Genomic DNA, 19,987 nt, shown 5'->3' with positions numbered 1-19,987 from the left:
TGATTGAGTGTTAGCCCCGATTCTAGTGACTGGTGCGACAGGGTTTCTCGGACGAGCAATCGTTTCGCAAGCAATCTCAGGTTCGATCCCGCTCAAGACAACCGGCCGGAAGAATCTTGTTGAACCGCTCCCCAACTTCGTATCCGTCGATCTTGCTGACGAGACTCTGTCGAGTGCCCAACTAGACGAGCTTGTTGCTGGAACTCGCTGTGTGATTCATGCGGCTGGGCTAGCACATCAGTTTGATGCAACAGCGGGTGACTATACGCGGTTCCATCGCTTGAACGTTGATGCTCCCGTTCAGCTTGCCGAAGCTGCGGCAAGGCAAGGCGTGAAGCGATTTGTGCATGTTAGTTCGATTAAGGTCTACAATCCGAGCTGTCCACAGCCGATCCACGAACAAACACCACTCGATCCCATCGGTCCGTACGCTCAAAGCAAAGCCGAAGCGGAGACGAAACTATTCAAGGTGGCTGAGAGAGCAGGTCTTGAAGTTGTGGCGCTTCGGATGGCTGTTATCTATGGTGAGGAAGATGGCGGAAATGTTGCGCGGTTGATCAGTGCGATTGATCGCGGGCGGTTTGTGATGGTCGGTCGGGGAGAGAATCTCAAGAGCTTGATCTATCGGGGAGACGCAGCGAGAGCATGTCTAGCCGTTGCTAGTTGTGCGGAACTGCCGACATCTCAACGGGCTTATAACATCGCCGCGGATCCCGTCTCGATGCGAGAGATTGTCGAAACAATTTATCAAGCGCTTGGGCGAAGGCGATACCGTCTTCATATGCCAGCATCTTGTGTACAGTTTCCATTTGCAACATTGGCCCGACTGCGGATGCCAGTGGTGTCACGTAAAGCCGAGAAAGTTTCGGAAACGCTGTCAAAGTGGCTCGTGGATGATGCCTATGACGGTGCCTTGTTTCGCAAGGATTTTCACTTTCAACCGCAAGTGTCCCTAGCATCAGGAATTCAGAACGAAGTGGCTTGGTATCGTGGGCAGGATAGAAGTCGGTCCAAAGCAGCTTGAGAGTCGCATGTAACTCGCTGTTTGTTCTCATTGGAATTAGTTCAAATGAAGCGTCTGTTTGATATCGTTCTGGCTTCTGGTTTGCTAGTTGTCTTCGCGATTCCAATGGCTGGGATTGCACTGTTAGTTCGGCTGACATCACGCGGCCCCGCTTGGCATTGGTCGGATCGTGTGGGGCGTCACAATGTGATTTTTCGGATGCCGAAATTTCGCAGCATGCGGACAGATACACCCCAATTGCCGACGCACTTATTGCAAGACTCACGGAACTGGATTACCCCTATCGGTCGGTTTCTGCGGAAGTCGAGTCTAGATGAGTTGCCGCAGTTGATTAGTATTTTGCGAGGTGATATGAGCTTCGTCGGCCCCCGGCCGGCACTCTATAATCAAGATGACCTTGTCGAACTTCGGACTAAGCATGGGGTTCATAAATTGGCACCGGGTCTTACCGGTTGGGCTCAAATCAATGGTCGTGATGAACTTTCGATTCCGGTGAAAGTCGAGTTTGACGCTGAGTATCTGGAGCGGCAATCCTTCGGATTCGATCTCTCCATTATGGCCGCGACTTTTCTTCGAGTTTTCCGCAGCGAAGGAGTTGTGCAAACCGGTGATTCGACAGCTCATGTTCATAAGGAATCAAAATTCGATGACGGGCCTAGTCAGAGACGTGCGGCCTGATTTGGTGTCGAGCTGGAATCTCCAGAGTGAAAAGTCGGGGTAATCGTCGTAACTCAACGCAGGTTGGTCGAATTTTTCACTTTGGGAGTGTTTTGGGATTGTGGTGCTGTCTTGGTGACCTAGCAGTTGAGATAGGCGTTGCTAAGCAGAAATCCATTAGCTCCCATGTGTTAGATCTTTGTAATGAGTGCTCACCAGAATGCGGCTTTGGCTCAACGGGTCCAGGTCTTCGATGCTTCCCAGCTTGACGATCCATTAATTTGCGTCTGGAAGCAGATTGTCGCTAACGGAGAGGTGTTTTCGCATCCGCACTTCAGTCCTTATTTTACCTTAGCGGTTGCGATGTCGATTCCCGATGTCAAGGTTGCGGTCATCTTCGAAGATGATGCACCGGTTGCTTTCCTTCCGTTTCAACAAGTCGGAAAAGTCGGATACCCGGTCGGTCATCCGTTCAATGAGTCACATGGGCTCGTGCATTTGCCCGATGTTTGGATCGATGCGGAAGACCTATGTCGCAAGGCGGGACTAGGGGCGTGGCATTTCGATCACTTGCCCTGTGAGCAGAGTTGGTTGCATCTCTACCAAAAAGCGACCGATGACGCCGCTTGGGTTGAGTTGTCGGGGAGTTACCAGGCATATCTCGAAAGTCGGCAAGCATCGGGGACGTCGCAGTTGAAACAGGCGGAGCGGAAGCGACGAAAACTAGCCCGCGAAGTTGGTCCGGTTCGGTTTGAGGATCATATCGACGATCAGGATGCCGTCGGGACTCTGATCAACTGGAAACACGCCCAAACTCGTGGTCAGAAAAGCGGACGGGTTTTCGAATCCGAGGGCACGAAGACACTCTTGCAAGATGTTCTCACAATCGAACAGCCGCATGTTCGGGGCAAACTCTCAGGATTGTTTGCAGGCGATCATCTCATTGCACTTCATTTCGGTATGTGTTGTCATTCCACGTATGTTTCAATGATCCCGGCGCATGATGATCAGTTCTCGCGATACTCGCCGGGAATGATTTTGCACTTGGAAATGATTCGGTTCGCTTGTGAACAGGGCGTTCGTGAAATCGATCTGGGGCGTGGCATCAATCGAGTTAAGGCTGCACTGATGACGACGACACGGCGACTCGCAATTGGCAGTGTCGATTGCCGTCCGTTTCGACGTTTCGCGACGAACTACTGGTACATGCTCCGCAACTTTGCCCACTCGTCGCAGCTCGGGAACCGCATGTTGATGATGACCCGACAGATTAAGTCACTGAAGAACTAGCAGGCTGTCGGTGTCGAGGATTGTAGTTCACGCAGAGTTTGTATTGGGAAATCACTATTCCTGAATCTAGCATTAGCCATTTTGGTCAGGGCTAAAGAACGAGTTTCAAATTGATGAAATTGTAGGAAGTGTATCCCAACGAAAACGCCTTGATCGGTTATCGATTGAGGCGTTTTCGTTATTTGAAGAACTGCTCCCGGCATTGGTGATGATCTTGACTGATTCGAGCCTGTTGGCAGTGTTGCCTTGAGGGGCACGGCTTGTGAAGTTAGGGCGGTTTGATCTATTTCTTAGGGACGAGTGATGAGGGCAGGCGGTCTAGGTTGTCGAAGGCAATTTTCTTGGCGGCGGTGAGTTGGTTTCCTTTGAGTTGTCGAACGGAGATTCTGGCGGTGGTGTTCTCCGTGTCGGTCTTCACGGTGTAACGTCCGTTGATGCTGCGGACCAAACCGGTGGACATCTCCACGACGGTGATGGCGTTGTAGGTGAGTTGTGTTTCGCCCTCGGTGAACGATTCGTCTTCTTCAATCTGGACACTTCCACCCAGCGATTTCGCCTCGCGATACCGTGCGACTTTCCCAGCAGTTCCGTCGGAGCGTGAGAAACCTTCCCAAAGAGTGGTGCCGTTAACGGTGCGTGAGAGAACGGCGGATTCGGTTTTTCCGATGCGGCGATCGTATACTGTCGGTAAGGATGGCGTGAGTGTGAGCGGGATGTTTACGAACTCGGTCATCAAATACGGCAAACGCATATCGCCTGCTTCTCGGTTGCCGAAATCCTCGAGGGCTCGTTTTCCAATGGTCTGGATGGTGGGTGTCCAATAATCCCAACTCTTGAGTGGGCGATATCGGTCTTCCCCCGGCATCTTCACTGAATGTCGCAATCGCCCGACGACCAAAAGTGTGGCTCGTGAGCCGTCAACCTCGCGAACGTGGTAGTACGGCGAACCGGATACGCGATGGTAACGACCGTCTTCGGTCCAATCGATGGTGACAAGAAACGCGAATTGTTGTCCCGCAGTCCACTTGTATTCGGGAAACTTGGAACGAACAGTGGAGCCCGATGTTGAGGTGCTAAATCGGCTTGGGGAACGCGACTTGAAACTCGATGAGGACCGAGGAAACTTGGAACTATGATTCCGCTCCATTTCCCGGCGACGTTTTTCGATCTCTCGGCGTGACTGTTCGATCTTTCGGCGGACTTCTTGCGAGCTCAACGGTTTCTGGGCTGACAGTTTTGCGTTGTCGATACTGGCAAGTCCAACGGCCAGAACGCAAATCAATCCCCATGAAACCCGTCCGTTCTGTTGAACGACACTCATTGAAATTCCTCGCTACGCTTTCGAACTTTGGTGGCATGATCAACGTGAAACTCGATCTTCTCGAGGTGCTGAAATATTGGACGTCACGCGCGCGAAGCAAATGAAGCGGAAGAAGTGATTGAGCAACATATCCGATTTCCCCTAATCACGTTGGGGTGTAACGGCTCACGCGATTGTGACGGTTGGAAAGTGGGGGCACACCACTGAGCTTCGTGCCGACCCACGCAGCCGCTCGGTTCTCTTTCTAGGGTCACATAGTTGGTTTCGTGGAAATGGAAATTCCGGGACCGTTTTGGTTTGAAACTCATTGCAACAGATCGTTCTCGCTGCTGTAATGGACTTCAGTGCTCTGGTCAAATGAATATTTTGGTGATGGGGCCATTAGTGTGTCCGGTTTCACGGCCGGGTGCTGTTCTATTTATCAGAACCGGAACTTTAGAACGATTTAACATCGCGGAGCGACACTGTGGGCCAAGCAGTTCGATGGCAATGTCCCGTTTGCAGCCAGTGGTTTTTGATTGCGTCGACATCGAAACAACCACGGGCTTGTTCGCGATGTCGGCAAGGGACTAGTCGGGGCTCAGCAACGAATCCACCACCGGCCATTTCGACTCAGTCGGATTTCGATAGCATTCTCAACCAAGCCGAAACGGTTGAGCCATCGACTCTCCAAAAGTCGCCGACTTCGCCCACGAATCCCAAGCGTGGTGCGTCCGCCGAAAAAGACGTGTCAAACGAGGGGCAACGGCATGTTGTCGGGTGGGTAGTAGGATTGGGCGGCGGTGTTTTGGCAACGCTGCTGTTGGTTTTGGGGGTGTTGGCTTTCCAGGCGGATGAGGGCAACTCGGACACGGCTAAGACTCCTTCGACAACTCCTGCGACCAACCCGCCCCTCGCTGTGGCAAAGTCCTCCGCGGTTCCGATGGAAGTTGCCGCGAAAACTCCGGTCACGCTACCAGAAATACCCGAGAACGCTGGTGGACTCTCACCAACTCGTCCGCCGGTTCCGGTTGAACCGCCGTCACCAGCCCCGAAACCTTCTCCGCTCGAACGCCAGACACCGATGCCGGTATCGCCGCCGATGAACGAGAAGCCTCGGAACACTCCAGCCGACTCGAACGTTGCAGATGGTTCCAATAATGTTCCGTCTCCGATGCCGACTGAGGTGGCATCCGCACCGCATGGGAATGGCGTGTTGCCGATCGGAGTGGCTGCACCGGATTTGGTATCGACCGATGCCGAAAAAGCGAAGTTGAAGGAAATTGACAGCAAACGAGAAGCACTAGTTCAAAAGCGGTCTGAGTTGATTGATCAGATCGCCGAATTGAACGGAGAAGCCGCCGAGCATCAAAGCACGCTCAAGCAGTGTCAGGCGGAGACGACCACGCTGAACAATAACCTCAACCTTATCAAAGCCCAATTGGCTGGGGTCAATAATCAGCTCCAACAACAGCGGATCACTCTTCAGCAAAAGGCGTTACTCGAACAGCAGGGCCGAGCACTGGTGGCTCAAGGGCAGAGTACGAGTCTTGCCATTCAAAAGGTCAATGCTGAAGCTGTGGCAACGCAGACAAAACTCAAAGTGGTTTCCGGTCGGTTGCTGACTCGTCAACGGGAGTTGGGTGGTTTGAAGCAACAAGCAGATCGGCTTCGCGACGAATGGCTCAAAGTCACGGATCCTTTCGGAAAGTTGGATCGTGGACAGGGGGTGGCCGCGATCGCGGTCTTGAATCAATTGATCTCGATTCAAAAGGACTTCGTGCAAGCATATGTCGCCAGGGGACTTGCGCACTATTCCTTAAAACATTACGACTTGGCCATCAAGGATTTTGACGAAGCGTTGCGGCTGAGACCGAATTATCCAGAGGCATTGGCTGGTCGGGCACTGGCGCTGAGTGTCGGGGTTTCCCGGACTCAGGGGCGATTGGTGTTTCGCGATGCGGTTCGGTACGGGAAGGATTCTTGGTTCGTCTATCTTTGTTATGGGCTTGCCGAGCAGGAGCATCGGGATTACGGCAAGGCGATGGCTCAATTTCAGAAGGCGGCCAAGCTTGGCAGTAGTGAGCCCGCTGCGTTTCATTATCTCGGTCGTTTGCAGGCGGCGTGTCCCGATGCCGAGTGGCGGGACGGTCAGAAAGCACTGGAGGCGGCTACCAAAGCTAATAGCCTCAGTGAAGGCAAGGTCTGGGTTTACGTTGATACGCTCGCCGCGGCATATGCTGAACAGGGAGAATTCAACATGGCTGTGCAATTTCAGAAGGATGCGTTGGCGTTGGCACCGAGTCCGGCGGTTGATGCATGCAAGAAACGATTACAACGCTACGAAGAGGGGCAGCCGTTCCGATTGCCCTGACCATCACTTTTGCGGTGCGGTTTCCATCGAGACATCTGGGGCGACTGGTTCAACATAGTGATATCGCAATGCGGACCAACGACAGATTTGACCGACCCCCCAGCCGATAGCGGCTCCGACAAAGACATCACTGAGGTGGTGGGCACCATAACTGAGGCGATGGACGGCAACATTCAATGCGAGAAACGCGAACACATATTTGGCTCGCGGGTAGACCGTGCTCATAATGATGGCCATGCCGACGGCTGTCGCGGTATGAGCCGAGGGCATGCTTTGGCCACCGGTTCCGTTCGAGAGCAGCGGCAAAAATCCTCGGAATGTTTCGGAAAAATGTTCTGGAACGATTTTGTAGTCCCGTGGTCGCCAGCGAGCGACCGTGAGTTTGACGAGGTTCGCCGCCATACCGGCGCAGAATGCTGTGGAAAGCACACTCATCCAAGCCTTCCGCTGACGGGTTTCGAGGATCAAGACCAAGAGTACGATGATCCCCACACCAACGCCGTGCCCAAAACCGACTAAATTGTCGACGAAATTCCGCATCCAGGCCGGTTTGCCGTTAAGTGTCCGGAAAAACCATTGCGAGAACGCAATGTCATACGGCAGGCAGAGAGCAGCGATGGTCAGAAAACCGAGCACAACCAGCAGGTGTGTCCGCCACGCGTGACGCACAACGTTGGCAGATTGTATCGCATGAGGCGGGGCAGTCGAAGCTGGGCGAAATGCTGTCGGAATCCAAGTCATCTTACTGAATTTCCTGAAGTCTCGATGCGAGTGTCGGCATTGTGTTCAGAAAACGTCTTCCCGCAATCCTGATTTCCCGTTATTAACCGAATTATGACAGTAAGCCGCAGGCATCCTATTCCAGAGCGTCGCCGAATAGGAACGACGGTTTCAGCAGAACGAGACAGGGACGTCTTCAATGCATTGGAAAATTCCGGGCGTTTGGTTCGTGGTCGCGGTGGCCGGGTTGACCTTTTTCCTCAGTTTGGGGTCGGGTCAGTTATTCGATGAGGACGAACCCAAAAACGCGGAATGTGGACGCGAAATGTTCGAGCGGGGCGACTGGATCGTCCCCACATTCAATCACGAACTCCGCACCGACAAGCCGATTCTCGTTTATTGGTTCATGTTGACCAGTTTTCATTTATTCGGCGTTTCTGAGTTCGCGGCTCGATTCTTTTCGGCAGTACTCGGGGTTGGCACCTGTGTGTTGACGTACTACATCGGAAGTCATTTGTTCACGCGACGGGCCGGTCTGTGGGCGGGGATGGTGCTTGGTAGTTGTTTAATGTTCACTGCTGTCGCGCGAGCATCGACACCGGATTCCACACTAATTTTCTTTACGACTCTCTCGTTGTTGTTGTATGTCCGCAGTCGAGATTGGTCGGGTCGTCAGGAATCAATCACGTTGCCGCAGCGGTGGTACCGTTTTCTTCCGATGTATGCAGCGATGGCGACGGCCGTGCTTGCGAAGGGGCCGGTCGGTGTGTTGCTGCCGTGTTGTGTGATTGGGCTGTTCGCGTACATGGAGCGAATTCGTTCGGATGTGAAGGTCTTGCCGACGGAAGCATCGCGGACTTCGAAATTCGTGCAGTGGTTCAAGAATTGGTTGCGTCCGGTACCGTTCTTCAAGACTTCGATGCAGATGCGGCCGGATTTGATTTTGCTGTGTGTCGCCGTGATTTCGTTGCCGTGGTACATCGCGGTTGGTGTCCAGACCGATGGGGCTTGGCTCCGTGGTTTCCTGGGGAATCACAACATCGGACGGTTCACGCAGCCGATGGAGAATCACAGTGGTCCGCCGTTCTATTACATCATCGCGATCATGATGGGCTTTTTCCCCTGGTCTGTGTTTTTGCCATTGGCGATTGTTTCGCTCGTGCAGCGACATCGACAAGCCGAGGGTGATCGACAGTCAATTGCATTCGTGCTGGGTTGGCTTGGTGTGTACGTAGGGTTCTTCTCGATCGCTCGGACCAAACTCCCGAACTACGTGTTGCCATGTTATCCGGCACTCGCGTTGCTCACGGGCTATTTGTTCGAGGCGTGCCCGTGGAACGTCGGGGCGACGGTCGCGAAGGGATATCGTTGGGCGATGGGATCGCTGATGACCGTGGGTGGCATTTTGATCGTCGCGTTGCCGATCACCGCGTATTTCATTATTCCCGGCGAATACTGGTTGGGTGTGGTGGGAATCGTTCCGCTTGCCGGTGGAATCATCGCATGGCGGCAATTCCATGGTCATCGGGAAACTTCCGCTCGGCAAACGGTTTTGGTGACGTGTGTTCTGTTTGTGGCCGTCTTCTTCGGCGTGGCGGCTCCACGAGTGAGCGAACAGCAAGATGGTTCGTACATTGTGAAATCGCTGCCAGAGCCGGTGCAAGATTCCGCCCGCATCGCGACATTCCGCTATTCACCTCCGGGACTCGTCTTCTACGCGCAACGGAAAATCGACGTTTGCCGGACGCCGGAAGATGTCAATGAGTATCTCTCTCAGGACGATAGCTTCCTCGCCACGCACGTCGGCCGTTGGAAGGAAATCAAAGACTCTCTGCCAGAGGATGTGACAATCATCGCCCAGAAACAACGGTTTCTGCGGGATCACGACATCATCGTCATCGGTCGACCGGCGGATGCAGTTTCGATGGTGGCAGAGGAGCCGAGCGGAAGTGTGATCAGGTGATGAGGCCTGGGGCGATGATGTGAGGAGTGAGGGGTAAGGAGTGAGGCGTCGCAAGCGGTGACCGAACCCTCACTCGCCTTTGATCTGGCTGAACACGCTTGATTTTCATTCCAGAATGGTCATGTGTGTACTGCATTACCATCATTGTCATAGGTCGGGGCAGCATCGACCAATTGGTGGAAGAGTTCGCTTTCGCCGGATTTGATCTGCCAATCGTCACCGCGTACTTCCCAATTGGCAATTAACCCAAGCAATTCGGGCAAACTCGTCGCATTGTAGTGTTGCCCATCTTTGTCAGCATCCCATTGCGGATTCTCCCAGTCGTCCGGTTCGTCACCCAGAAAGTAGTGTGTAACAGTGTAACCTTTGGCCACGATTGCCTGGAGACATGGGATAAATGTGTTCCCAGCGTTAGTAATACTTGGCATATGCGGTTCCCTCAATCCGCGGTGCTATCTCTTTCGTCTCAGAGTTTTGGTCAATAAAGCTATCACGACCATCCACCGCATGCGACACCTCACGCCTCACGCCTCACGCTCTACACCTTACATCAGTACGGCTCGCCGGTCGGGCACGACGCTTGAAATTCACATCATCACACCAGACCTCATCACATCATCACAAGAACCGCGCCGCTTGACAGGGATTTCTTGGTTGGCGTACGATGCCGCCGTTGATTCGTGGGCCACTGCGACCTTTCTGTTTTTAGGTTTTCCACACGTTCAAAAACCATCGTGAGCGATGATGCGGCGATCGGTTTTGAAGTGAATTATTCTATGAAAATTGCCCTGGATGCGATGGGCGGGGATCACGCCCCGCAACCGAATATTGACGGAGCGATCGCCGCTTTGCAGGCGGATTCGGATATTGAAGTTGTGCTGGTCGGAGATCAGCCGCAATTGGAATCGTTGGTGGAACAGTCGGGCTATTCCGGCGAACGGTTGTCATTCCGAGCGTCTGAAGGCGTGGTCGGAATGGAAGAAAAACCGACCGAAGCGATGCGGAAGAAACCCAATTCGTCCATCGCCGTTTGCTGGAAAATGATGGCCGCGAAAGAAGCGGATGCCGTCGTCTCCGCGGGGAACACCGGAGCCGTCGTCGCCGCGGGGTTGCGAACGCGGTTGTTTCTCAAAGGCATTAAACGCCCGGGGATTGCAACCGCGTTGCCGACCGCACGGGGCAAATCGATCTTGATGGACGTGGGAGCCAATCCCGCTGCCCGTCCGGAACATCTTGTCCAATACGCTACGATGGGGGCGATCTACGCCGAAGCCGTGTTGGGCATCGAAAACCCGAGCGTGGGGCTGATGAATATCGGCAGCGAGGATGGCAAAGGCAACGACCTTTACCGCGAAACGCATCAATTGTTGCTGAGCAGCCCGATCAAAGACCGCTACATCGGCAACGTCGAGGGACGCGGTTTGTATCAGGGTGAAGTCGATGTGCTCATCTGTGAGGGTTTTGTCGGCAATGTGGTGCTGAAAGTCAGTGAGGGCATGGCCGACTTCATGCTCAAGGCGATTTCACACCAAGTTTGCTCGCAACTTGACAGCGAACGCGATCTCGCCAAACAAACCTTCGGAGAAATCGGACGACGATTCGAGTACAGTGAAGAGGGCGGGGCACCGCTGTTGGGAATTGATGGCGTGTGCATCATCTGCCATGGATCGAGCAATGCCGCTTCAATTCGCAACGCTCTGAAATTGACCCGCAAATTCCAAGACCGCGACATCAATTCACGAATTGTGAGTGAACTGTCTCGATCGGTTGGGGATTCGTAAGCTGGGTTAACGCAGCGTGACCCCGCACGTGATGGAATGGCGATCCTCGGAAATACATGGCTGACGAGCCGAAGAACTTCGGTTGATGGAAATTAGGAAACGGACGTCGGAATGAGTAAAATCGCATTTTTGTTCCCGGGTCAGGGGGCGCAACACGTCGGGATGGGACGCACCATCGTCGAGAAGTGCCCAGCAGCGAAGCAGTTGTTCGATCAAGCTGGCGAGATTCTCGGTTACGACCTCGCAAAGTTGTGTTTCGAAGGTCCTGCGGAGGAATTGGATTCCACTGTTATCAGCCAACCGGCATTGTTTGTGACCAGTTTGGCAGCCTTGGAAATGCTGCGAGCGGAACGCCCTGATGTGGTGCTCGGTTGCGAAATGACGGCCGGACTGAGCCTGGGCGAATACACCGCATTGGTGTTTTCCGGAGCGCTGACGTTCGAAGACGGCTTAAAAGTCGTGCAGCGTCGTGGAGAGGCGATGCAAGCTGCCGCCGACAAAGTTCCGTCGGGAATGGTCAGTGCATTGTTGTTGGACCGTCCGCAAGTCGAGGAAGTTTGCCAAGAGGCCTCTGACGCAGGGCGGATTTTCATTGCGAATTACCTGTGCCCCGGCAATACCGTGATCTCCGGTGAGAACGCCGCTTGTGAAAAGGCGGTTGAGTTGATCACCGCGAAAGGTGGCAAGCCCATTCCATTGGCGGTCGCTGGAGCGTTTCACACCGAAATTATGAAGCCCGCCGACGAACAGTTGGCGGAAGCTCTTGCCGGCGTGCCGCTCAAGAAGCCAGAAATTCCTTTGGTTTCCAATGTCGATGCCGCCAGCCACGAAGAACCGGACAGCATTCGCAGCTTGCTCGTGCGACAGGTTGTGAGTCCAGTGTTGTGGGAGAACTCGATTCGAGCCATGTTGGACGCCGGCGTCACCGAGTTCTACGAGATTGGCCCCGGAAAAGTATTGAAAGGGCTCTTGAAACGCATCAATCGCAAGGTTCCCTGCGAAACTGTGAATGATTCCTAATCAGATTGAAGAATCGCTCGGTGAAGTTGGTTGAACGATTGCGTGCCGCTGTGTTAAATACGGGGTTGGCGTTGATTGGGCAGGGAATTCGCATTTTCAATCAACTTCGCCAATGATGAGAGCGTGACACACCGTCAATATTTGGTCGCTCGCACGTTCTTTGCTCATTTCACCTCGTTTGGCGTTTACACGAAACACCTGACGGAGTATATGTGCCGTGTTGCGATGGTCCTCGGGAGTGCCAGCGTTGGTATTGTCGATGGCCGGAAGCGAAATTATCAATCGATTCGCTGAAATCGATTTTTCAGGTGTTTGTTGGCTAGCGTGTGTCTGCCAAACATCCTGACTAGAAGAAACAATTCAACGAAACGTCACCGCTGATTGTCAGCTACCCTGGAGGGCATTTGTGTGAGCAACAGCACTGAAGAAAAAGTGATTGGAATTGTCAGCGAGCAGTTGTCGATTCCTAAAGAAGAAATTACTCGGTCCAGTTCCTTTGTGGACGATCTGAAGGCCGATTCGCTCGACGTCGTCGAGTTGGTGATGGAATTCGAAGACGAATTCGAAGTCACCATTCCTGATGACGACTACGACAAAATTAGCACGGTCGGCGATGCGATCGACTATATCGAAGAAAAGAGCTAAAGCATGACGCGACGCGTGGTGGTCACAGGAGCCGCCGTCGTCACTGCCCTGGGATGCGAATCGAATGAATTTTGGGATTCGATCTGCGCGGGCAAAAGTGGCGTTGGCCCCATCCAACGTTTTGATCCGCGAGACTATAAAGTCTATTTTGGCGGCGAAGTGAGCGATTTTGATGTGACCAATCACATCAAGATGGCTCCGAAAGACGCCAAGCGGATCGACCGGTTTTGTCAATTCGTACTCGTCGCTTCGGATAAGGCTGTTGCGAGTTCCGGGATTGATCTCGAGAACGGTCCGTCGGAGCGTTACGGGGTGATGATCGGCAGCGGAATTGGCGGGCTGAGCGAAATCGAAGAGCAGCATTGCAAGCTCTTCGATCGGGGGCCGTCACGCATTTCGCCGTTCTTGATTCCGAAGATGATGGTCAATGCGGCGAGCGGCAATGTGTCGGTGCGGTACGGTCTCAAGGGGCCCAACAGCGCGATTGCAACCGCTTGTGCCTCGGCCACCAATGCCATTGGCGACGCGTTCCGCTGGATCCAATACGACATGTGCGATGTCGTGGTTGCCGGTGGTTCCGAAGCGGCGTTGACTCCAATGGGTTTGGCTGGGTTCGCCCGAATGGGAGCCTTGTCCACTCGGAACGACGCTCCGGACAAAGCCAGTCGGCCATTCGATCAGGATCGCGATGGGTTCGTGTTGTCCGAGGGGGCCGGTATGGTCATCCTCGAAGAATACGAGCACGCCAAGAAACGCGGTGCACCAATTCTCTGTGAATTGCTCGGCTACGGAATGTCCGCCGATGCGTCGCATATGACTGCTCCTCATCCCGAAGGGCAGGGGGCGGCGATGGCGATGACGAGTGCGGTCCGGGACGCCAAGTTGGATGTCTCTCAGATCGACTATATCAACGCCCATGGGACGAGTACCCCGCTGGGGGATATCTCCGAAACCATGGCAATTCAGAGCGTCTTTGGTGAGCATGCATCGAAACTGATGGTCTCCAGTACCAAGAGCCAGTTAGGGCACTTGTTGGGGGCTTCCGGAGGTGTGGAATTTGTCGTGTGTGCTTTGGCACTCGATCGGCAAACGATTCCGCCGACGATCAACCTCGACAATCCCGATCCCAAGTGCAATCTGGATTTCGTGCCGCATGAAGCTCGTGACGTGAAATTCAATACCGTGCTGAAGAATAGCTTCGGGTTCGGTGGGCACAATGCGTGTCTCGTGCTTGGCAAAGCAGCGTAGTGTTTTCGAGTTGGTTCCCGGTGGTGTGGTTCGTGGAGAACGCGAATCCGGCTCAAGTCCGGCGAATGCGAATGCCGAAAGGTTTTGATAACCGTTACAACCGGTTAACTCACCTTGACCGGTTGGTTGGCATTTGCGAGATTTGATATGGTGACGGGGAAGCCCGGCCATTACCGGAGAAGCAGGATGAACTCTGGGAAACCAAATTCGAAAACGCGATGGAGCGTACTGGTCTTGATGACTGTGGCGGCCGGTGGCCAGCTCACCGGTTGTCAAACCAATACGCAAACCGGTGCGTTGCTGGGGGCCGGAGCTGGTTCGATTGCCGGTGCGGTGTTGGGGCATCAGGTTGGAAACCCAAAGACCGGAGCGGCTTTAGGGGCGTTGGCCGGTGCCGCTGGTGGTGGTGCACTGGGGCGTGTCCAGGATGTGGAAGACGAGCGAGATGCGGCATTGCGTCATGCCTCGCACGTCGAAGCGTCCCGAGCAGCGGCCGCCCGAGCGTTGACCAACAGTGATGTCATCACGATGGCGCAAAATCAGATGAGCGATACAATTATCATCAACGCAATCCGTACCCGTGGCGGACGATTCCGCACGAATCCGGAAGCGTTGATTGCCATGCAACACGCGGGCGTCAGCCAAGCCGTGATCATGGAAGTTCAGAACTACGCGGTCGACTGATCGGAGTATCGTCGCCCATTCACTCTCTATTTTCGACCTGATGAGGCACGCCGACACTCATGGCACAACAGTCTTCAGATATCACCAAAGGCGTGGTGATTACGGGGGTCGGAATTGTCAGCCCTTTGGGGATCGGCCGGTCTGACTTCAGTGAGAACTTAGCCGCCGGTCGGAGTGGAATTCGTCGCAGCCAACTGCAGTCGTTCACCGGCGTTCCTGGTCATGTCGGTGGAGAGATCTCCGAGTTCGACGAGAAATCCGCCAAGAAACAGTGGCTGAAGTCGGAACGGAAATGGGTCAAGGTGATGTGCCGAGAAATCCAACTCGGTGTGGCATCCGCGTTACAAGCCGTTGAAGATGCCCAAGTCAGCACGGACACCATTCCAGCCGATCGGTTGGGTGTCGAATTCGGTGCGAATCTGATGCTGACTCCGCCAGACCAGTTGATCGATCCCGTCAAGAAATCTGCCGAGGAAGAACCCTCCCCGCATTTCATTTATGAGAAGTGGGGGCAAGACGGCGAAAACGCCGGGCAACCCAGCGGGATGGGAGCCATGGAACCCTTGTGGCTCCTGAAATATCTTCCGAATATGCCGGCTTGTCACATCAGCATTTCGGTTGGAGCACGCGGACCGAGCAACTCGATCACAATGGATGAGGCTTCCGGCAATTCTGTGCTGGGAGAGGCTGTCCGAATTATTTCGCGTGGTGACGCGGACGTGATGATTTCCGGGACGTGCGGGGCTCGGTTTAACCCCATGCAGTCGCTACACGCAGCGTTGTGGGATGAACTCGCCCACGAGGATGGCCCGCCGGAAACTTGGTGTCGACCGTTCGATAAGAACAGTACTGGCCAAGTCATCGGTGAAGGTGCTGCAACACTCATTCTCGAAACCGCCGAACATGCTGCGAACCGAGGTGCGACAGTTTTCGGTGAGATTCTCGGGTTTGGATCGTCATGCGTTGTGGAGCGAGACGGCTCTCCGCAGCCACGTCGAGCGTTGGCAAACGCCATGCGAGCCGCTTTGCGAGATGCCGGGGTCGAACCGAATCAAATCGGACATGTGAACGCGCACGGTCTCGGTAGCAAAGCCGTGGATCGCGATGAAGCGCTGGCGATTCACGACGTCTTCGGTGCAGACGGTGGCAAAATTCCTGTAACGGCCATGAAGAGCCGGCTCGGTAACGCCGGTCCTGGCTGCGGAACGATGGAGTTAGTTGCCTCGTTGGTCTCGCTCGGTTCAGGCGTGATTCCGGTGACTCTCAATTATCGGGCGTCGGATCCCGAATGTCCGCTGAATGTCGTGCATGGCGAACCACTGCCAACCGACAATCGGTTGTTCCTCAAAACCAACGTCACCCGCGTGGGGCAAGCCACCGCCGTGGTGGTGCGAGCCGCGGGTGCGTGATGTTTCTGGCTTGGCTTCGGTGAGGCACTGGCTCTGTCAGTGCAAAGACGAGCGACATTGACATCGAAAAGCACTGGCGAAGCCAGTGGCATCCGAGCGATTGATTTCCTGTTCATCATCTCAATCAAAAAAGCCCCAAGGTTTCCCCTGGGGCTTCGTTGCTTCTGAAGTGAAAAGTCGGCTGATGTCTGAGATTAGTTGAGTCGCTGCAACGCGAAGCGGGAGCCACGGTGAGCGGAGAGGTTGTCCGCGTTGGTGGCGACTGCTTTTTGGAAGTGGGCAGCGGCGGCGGCTCGATCTCCAGCGAGCAAAGCTTTTTGGCCCAGGAAGAAGTGGGCTTCGCAAAGTTGAGCGTCTTTGACGCGTGTTTCGTCGCTCTTCACAGCTGCGAGCAAGTCTTCATCAGAGATTTTGCCGGTCAGCATCGCGAGCAAGCGATCGGACCAGTCCCAGCCGGCTTGGTCACCACTTGGTCCACTGCCGAAGCGGGAGTCAGCGGCATTCTTTTGGCCGGACGATACCAGCGAGATATACAGCCAAGGTCGAAGGTGTTCGAGCTTGGCGGGGGAGTCGAGAGCCGAAGCAAAAGATTTTGCAGCGTTGGCATAGTCGCCAGCAAAGAATTCCGCGAACGCCAAGTCTCCCCGAGCGATCGGGTTCTTGGTGTCCATTTCGACCACCATTTTGTAGTCGCCAAGGGCGTCATTAACGCGGCCCTGCATCAGACGCGCGGTTCCTCGCAGGCTGTAGAGGGTTGGTTGCTTCGGTTGGAGTGCCAAGGCGCGATCAAAATCCTGTTCCGCTTGTTTCGGGTCGCCTTTCTCCATGTAGGTGAACCCGCGGTTCATGTAGGCGTAGTGGGCGTTTTTGTCGAGTTCCAGCACCTTGGTGAAGTCGGCGATGGCTTTGTCGAACTGTTTGGATTGCTGGTGGAATGTCCCGCGATCGTTATACACGCGTGGGTCATTCGGGAATGTCTTGGAAGCTGCGTCGAATTGTTCTTCGGCCTTGTCGAAGTCTTCCATTCGCACGTATGCGTGGCCGGCTCCCAAGCGTGCACCGAGGTGATTCGGGTTGAAGGACAGGGCTTTGTTAAAATCGTCGGCGGCTTTTTGCCAGTCTTGAAGTGTTCCGTGAGCCCGAGCACGCTGGTAGTACAGGTTGGCTGACTGAGCCGTACCGACGTTGGGCAACCCAATGACCTGGGTGGCAACTTGGATGGCAACATTGGCGTGTTCCGGCTTGTCTTCAAGACCGGCCAGGCTGGACATGCCGAACAGATAGGGAAGGTAGTAGTCGATTCGTTCTCGGCCGTTCAGTGAAATCGCCTGGCGAGCGTCGGCGATTCCGGCACGAAGTTTATCGACGTCTCGGTTTTGCAGGCCAATTTCCACCAAGGAGCTTCCTCGCAAGTAGAAAGCAACATCGTCTTTGGGGTTCTCCTTGATCACTTTGCTGACCAATTCCACCGCTTGGGTGAACGCCCGTTGTTGGTAGGCGGCGTCAGCTTGTTTTTTGATCTGTTCGTGTTCGGGGTTCGCGTTCTTGGGGTCGACTTGGGCATTGGCCACGTTTGAAAGGGCCCAAGGAATCACAATCATTGCCGCCATGAATGTTCGGCTTCTCAGCATCGTTCCGTCTCTCCCTGCCTGAAACAAAGTTATCCGTATGATCCCGACCAATTCGGCACGGCTCCCGTTGGCGTTCATCCTCGAAACCGCCCAAGTGTCGCACAGACTCAATAGTATAAATCTGCGGCCAATAAAATTCCAATCGGTGAATTCCAATGAATAAATCGCTATTCGACTCATTCGTACCCAGACGATTGGCGAACGGTCGGGTCGTGATCGAGAAATGTTCGTCCGGGAACTGCTTGACAGTTGACTTGGAGGGATGTATCGTCACAATCGAAGACTGAGAACCAATGATGGGTTGTGTGCGTCACAACATTCACACATTCGCCGAAGTTTGTGAACTTGTGTTGACAAACCTCAAGAATGTTGGAATAGACCTCACCCCGAGCGGAATTCACTGAAAAGGGTCTGGCGCATGTAGACGCTAGAAAGAATACTCCGGCCGGGCACCGCCATCGCGGTTGGCATGGCTCCTGTATTTGGGGCATGTGTCGCCGTGGTTCTTTGTTGACGGCCACTGGACGGTCTGTCTCCCGAAGGGGATGGATAGTTGAAAGTGGGTCTTGTGCCCACTTTTTTTGTTATTGGGAAGTTGGAAAACGATGAACGGACCCGAACTCCTCCGTGTCGTGGAAATGATCCACCGCGACAAGAGTATCGAGAAAAGCATCGTCTTTGATGGAATCGAGCAAGCAATTGTCTCGGCGGCCCGAAAGCACTTCGGTGAAGAGGTCGATATTGACGTCAAAGTCGATCGGTTGACGGGCGAACCGTCCGCTTCGATCGATGGGGATCCGTTGAATGCCGACGAGATTGGCGATCTGCTCGGTCGAATCGCTGCCCAGACCGCCAAGCAGGTCATGATTCAAAAGATTCGCGAAGCGGAACGCGATCATCTGTTCGACGAGTTTGGCGAATTGCGTAGCCAAATTGTGACCGGGACGGTCAGTCGTGTCGAAGGTGGCTCGGTAACCGTGAATCTTGGCAAGGCGGAAGGCTTCTTGCCGCGAAGCGAACAGATTCCCGGCGAAGGGTATCGTGTTGGTGAACGCGTGCGAGCGATCGTTCTTGACGTTCGTAAAGCTGGCAGTCGGGTGAAGATTATTCTTTCTCGTTGCCACGCCGACTTGGTTCGTCGGTTGTTCGAGTTGGAAATTCCCGAGATTGCGGATCATGTGATTCGGATTCGCTCGATCTCTCGCGAAGCTGGTTACCGGACCAAAGTGGCTGTCTCTTGCGACGATAGCAAGATTGATGGCGTTGGTGCCTGTGTGGGCGTTCGTGGGGCACGGATCAAGAATATTATCAACGAGTTGGGTGGAGAAGAGCGAATTGATATCGTTCGGTGGAACGATTCCTTGCACGTTCTCGTCCCGAATGCGTTGCAGCCCGCTGAGGTTGAAGACGTTGTGCTGTGTCCCATGTTGGGCAAAGTGATCGTCCTTGTGCGTGAAGATTCTCTGTCCTTGGCGATCGGCCGGAAAGGGCAGAATGTCCGATTGGCATCGAAGCTGGTTGGCTGGGATATTCACGTGATGACTCAGGATCGTCTGGATGAACAAATCGATCAGACGATTGGCGAGTTTTCCAAGTCACCACACGTGAGCGAGGAATTGGCCGAAAACCTTGTTGTTCAAGGGTTCTTTACCTTCGACGATCTTTCCGTGATTGAGCCTGATCAGTTGGAAGAATTGAGCGGCTTGACGGAAGAACAGTGTGCGGAAATCGTGGAGTTCGCTGACGAGCAAGCTTTGATTGCTGAAAAAGCGGAACGCGAAGAATACCGCCTGAAACGTGAGCAGGCCGCGTTGGGGCGTACGGCTCCGTTGAAGCCTGCCGCGAAAACTCCGCCGGAAACGGAATCTGGCGGTGCGACTGAAAAAACCAATGAGTCGCTGCATACAGAGGCCGTGGCCGAACAGGTTGCGGAAACTGATGAGCAAACGCCGGAAGTGGCGGCAGCGGTAACCGCGGAGTCGGATGGCGAGTCTGGTGAGTCGCCGTCAACCGAAGATGAAGTGGTGGACCCTGTGGCCGACGTCGAGCCGGAAGTGGTTGAGTCCGCGATCGCCGATGCCGGTGGTGCGGTGCCTGCCGACGACTCCGAACGCGAAACCGAGGTGGCCGCTGAAGAGTCGCGTCCAACCGGTGGGGCGTAATGGCTGTGGGGTTGAATCAGTTGAGTTTTAAAAACGTTCGGTTTCGGTTCATGTAAGAGCCGTCTTTGAGTTGAATTGG

17 protein-coding genes are annotated in these 19,987 nt (G+C 54.3%); 13 read left to right on the top strand and 4 right to left on the bottom strand.

From position 1 onward, the window contains the following. The first annotated feature begins 7 nt into the window (after positions 1–7). The 3 genes from G6R38_RS17800 (at position 8) to G6R38_RS17790 (ending at position 2,971) form a co-directional block, all read left to right on the top strand. Positions 8–1,024, top strand: a complete 1,017-nt coding sequence (locus G6R38_RS17800; RefSeq protein WP_166828983.1) for an NAD-dependent epimerase/dehydratase family protein — start codon at positions 8–10, stop codon at positions 1,022–1,024. Between the two features lie 45 nt (positions 1,025–1,069). Continuing rightward, positions 1,070–1,702 carry a sugar transferase gene (locus tag G6R38_RS17795; RefSeq protein ID WP_166828980.1) on the top strand — a complete coding sequence of 211 codons (633 nt, stop codon included), beginning with the start codon at positions 1,070–1,072 and terminating at the stop codon, positions 1,700–1,702. Between the two features lie 183 nt (positions 1,703–1,885). Beyond that, positions 1,886–2,971 (top strand): GNAT family N-acetyltransferase, encoded by a 1,086-nt coding sequence (locus G6R38_RS17790; protein WP_166828975.1) that lies wholly within the window; start codon positions 1,886–1,888, stop codon positions 2,969–2,971. 283 nt (positions 2,972–3,254) lie between these two features. On the opposite strand, the gene G6R38_RS17785 is transcribed toward G6R38_RS17790, so the two are convergent. Next, on the bottom strand, positions 3,255–4,292 hold the full coding sequence (locus G6R38_RS17785) for a hypothetical protein (protein WP_166828972.1): 1,038 nt from the start codon (positions 4,290–4,292) through the stop codon (positions 3,255–3,257). A 466-nt stretch (positions 4,293–4,758) separates the two neighbouring features. Between G6R38_RS17785 and G6R38_RS17780 the strand changes: the two genes are divergently transcribed. Then, a complete protein-coding gene (locus G6R38_RS17780) occupies positions 4,759–6,645 on the top strand; it encodes a tetratricopeptide repeat protein (RefSeq protein WP_166828969.1) in 1,887 nt (628 codons plus the stop codon). Between the two features lie 3 nt (positions 6,646–6,648). On the opposite strand, the gene G6R38_RS17775 is transcribed toward G6R38_RS17780, so the two are convergent. Next, entirely contained in the window at positions 6,649–7,386 is a 738-nt protein-coding gene (locus tag G6R38_RS17775) for a phosphatase PAP2 family protein (RefSeq protein WP_166828964.1), read from the bottom strand. A 178-nt stretch (positions 7,387–7,564) separates the two neighbouring features. Here G6R38_RS17775 and G6R38_RS17770 point away from each other — a divergent pair, with 178 nt between their 5' ends. Further along, positions 7,565–9,328 (top strand): ArnT family glycosyltransferase, encoded by a 1,764-nt coding sequence (locus G6R38_RS17770; RefSeq protein ID WP_166828961.1) that lies wholly within the window; start codon positions 7,565–7,567, stop codon positions 9,326–9,328. 119 nt (positions 9,329–9,447) lie between these two features. Here G6R38_RS17770 and G6R38_RS17765 read toward each other — a convergent pair whose 3' ends face one another. After that, on the bottom strand, positions 9,448–9,756 hold the full coding sequence (locus G6R38_RS17765; protein ID WP_166828958.1) for a hypothetical protein: 309 nt from the start codon (positions 9,754–9,756) through the stop codon (positions 9,448–9,450). A 348-nt stretch (positions 9,757–10,104) separates the two neighbouring features. Between G6R38_RS17765 and plsX the strand changes: the two genes are divergently transcribed. The 7 genes from plsX (at position 10,105) to G6R38_RS17730 (ending at position 16,115) form a co-directional block, all read left to right on the top strand. Then, positions 10,105–11,109, top strand: a complete 1,005-nt coding sequence (gene plsX, locus G6R38_RS17760) for a phosphate acyltransferase PlsX (protein ID WP_166828955.1) — start codon at positions 10,105–10,107, stop codon at positions 11,107–11,109. 111 nt (positions 11,110–11,220) lie between these two features. Further along, positions 11,221–12,129 (top strand): ACP S-malonyltransferase, encoded by a 909-nt coding sequence (fabD, locus tag G6R38_RS17755; protein ID WP_166828952.1) that lies wholly within the window; start codon positions 11,221–11,223, stop codon positions 12,127–12,129. A 123-nt stretch (positions 12,130–12,252) separates the two neighbouring features. Then, positions 12,253–12,423 carry a hypothetical protein gene (locus tag G6R38_RS17750; RefSeq protein ID WP_166828949.1) on the top strand — a complete coding sequence of 57 codons (171 nt, stop codon included), beginning with the start codon at positions 12,253–12,255 and terminating at the stop codon, positions 12,421–12,423. Between the two features lie 114 nt (positions 12,424–12,537). Beyond that, complete coding sequence (gene acpP, locus G6R38_RS17745; protein WP_166828946.1) at positions 12,538–12,774, top strand: acyl carrier protein; 237 nt, start codon at positions 12,538–12,540, stop codon at positions 12,772–12,774. A gap of 3 nt (positions 12,775–12,777) precedes the next feature. Next, positions 12,778–14,022 carry a beta-ketoacyl-ACP synthase II gene (gene fabF / locus G6R38_RS17740; protein WP_166828943.1) on the top strand — a complete coding sequence of 415 codons (1,245 nt, stop codon included), beginning with the start codon at positions 12,778–12,780 and terminating at the stop codon, positions 14,020–14,022. A 186-nt stretch (positions 14,023–14,208) separates the two neighbouring features. Further along, positions 14,209–14,706 (top strand): glycine zipper domain-containing protein, encoded by a 498-nt coding sequence (locus G6R38_RS17735; RefSeq protein ID WP_166828940.1) that lies wholly within the window; start codon positions 14,209–14,211, stop codon positions 14,704–14,706. 59 nt (positions 14,707–14,765) lie between these two features. Beyond that, on the top strand, positions 14,766–16,115 hold the full coding sequence (locus G6R38_RS17730; RefSeq protein WP_166828937.1) for a beta-ketoacyl-[acyl-carrier-protein] synthase family protein: 1,350 nt from the start codon (positions 14,766–14,768) through the stop codon (positions 16,113–16,115). 194 nt (positions 16,116–16,309) lie between these two features. On the opposite strand, the gene G6R38_RS17725 is transcribed toward G6R38_RS17730, so the two are convergent. Then, complete coding sequence (locus G6R38_RS17725; RefSeq protein ID WP_166828934.1) at positions 16,310–17,746, bottom strand: tetratricopeptide repeat protein; 1,437 nt, start codon at positions 17,744–17,746, stop codon at positions 16,310–16,312. 605 nt (positions 17,747–18,351) lie between these two features. Here G6R38_RS17725 and nusA point away from each other — a divergent pair. Further along, entirely contained in the window at positions 18,352–19,908 is a 1,557-nt protein-coding gene (gene nusA, locus G6R38_RS17720; RefSeq protein WP_166828931.1) for a transcription termination factor NusA, read from the top strand. Positions 19,909–19,987 lie beyond the last annotated feature (79 nt).

The sequence above is a fragment of the Thalassoroseus pseudoceratinae genome, assembly GCF_011634775.1.
In the GTDB taxonomy this organism is placed as follows: Bacteria; Planctomycetota; Planctomycetia; order Planctomycetales; family Planctomycetaceae; genus Thalassoroseus; species Thalassoroseus pseudoceratinae.
The sequence above is the reverse complement of the archived record's forward strand: the minus strand, read 5'-3'. Positions and strand labels throughout refer to the sequence as shown.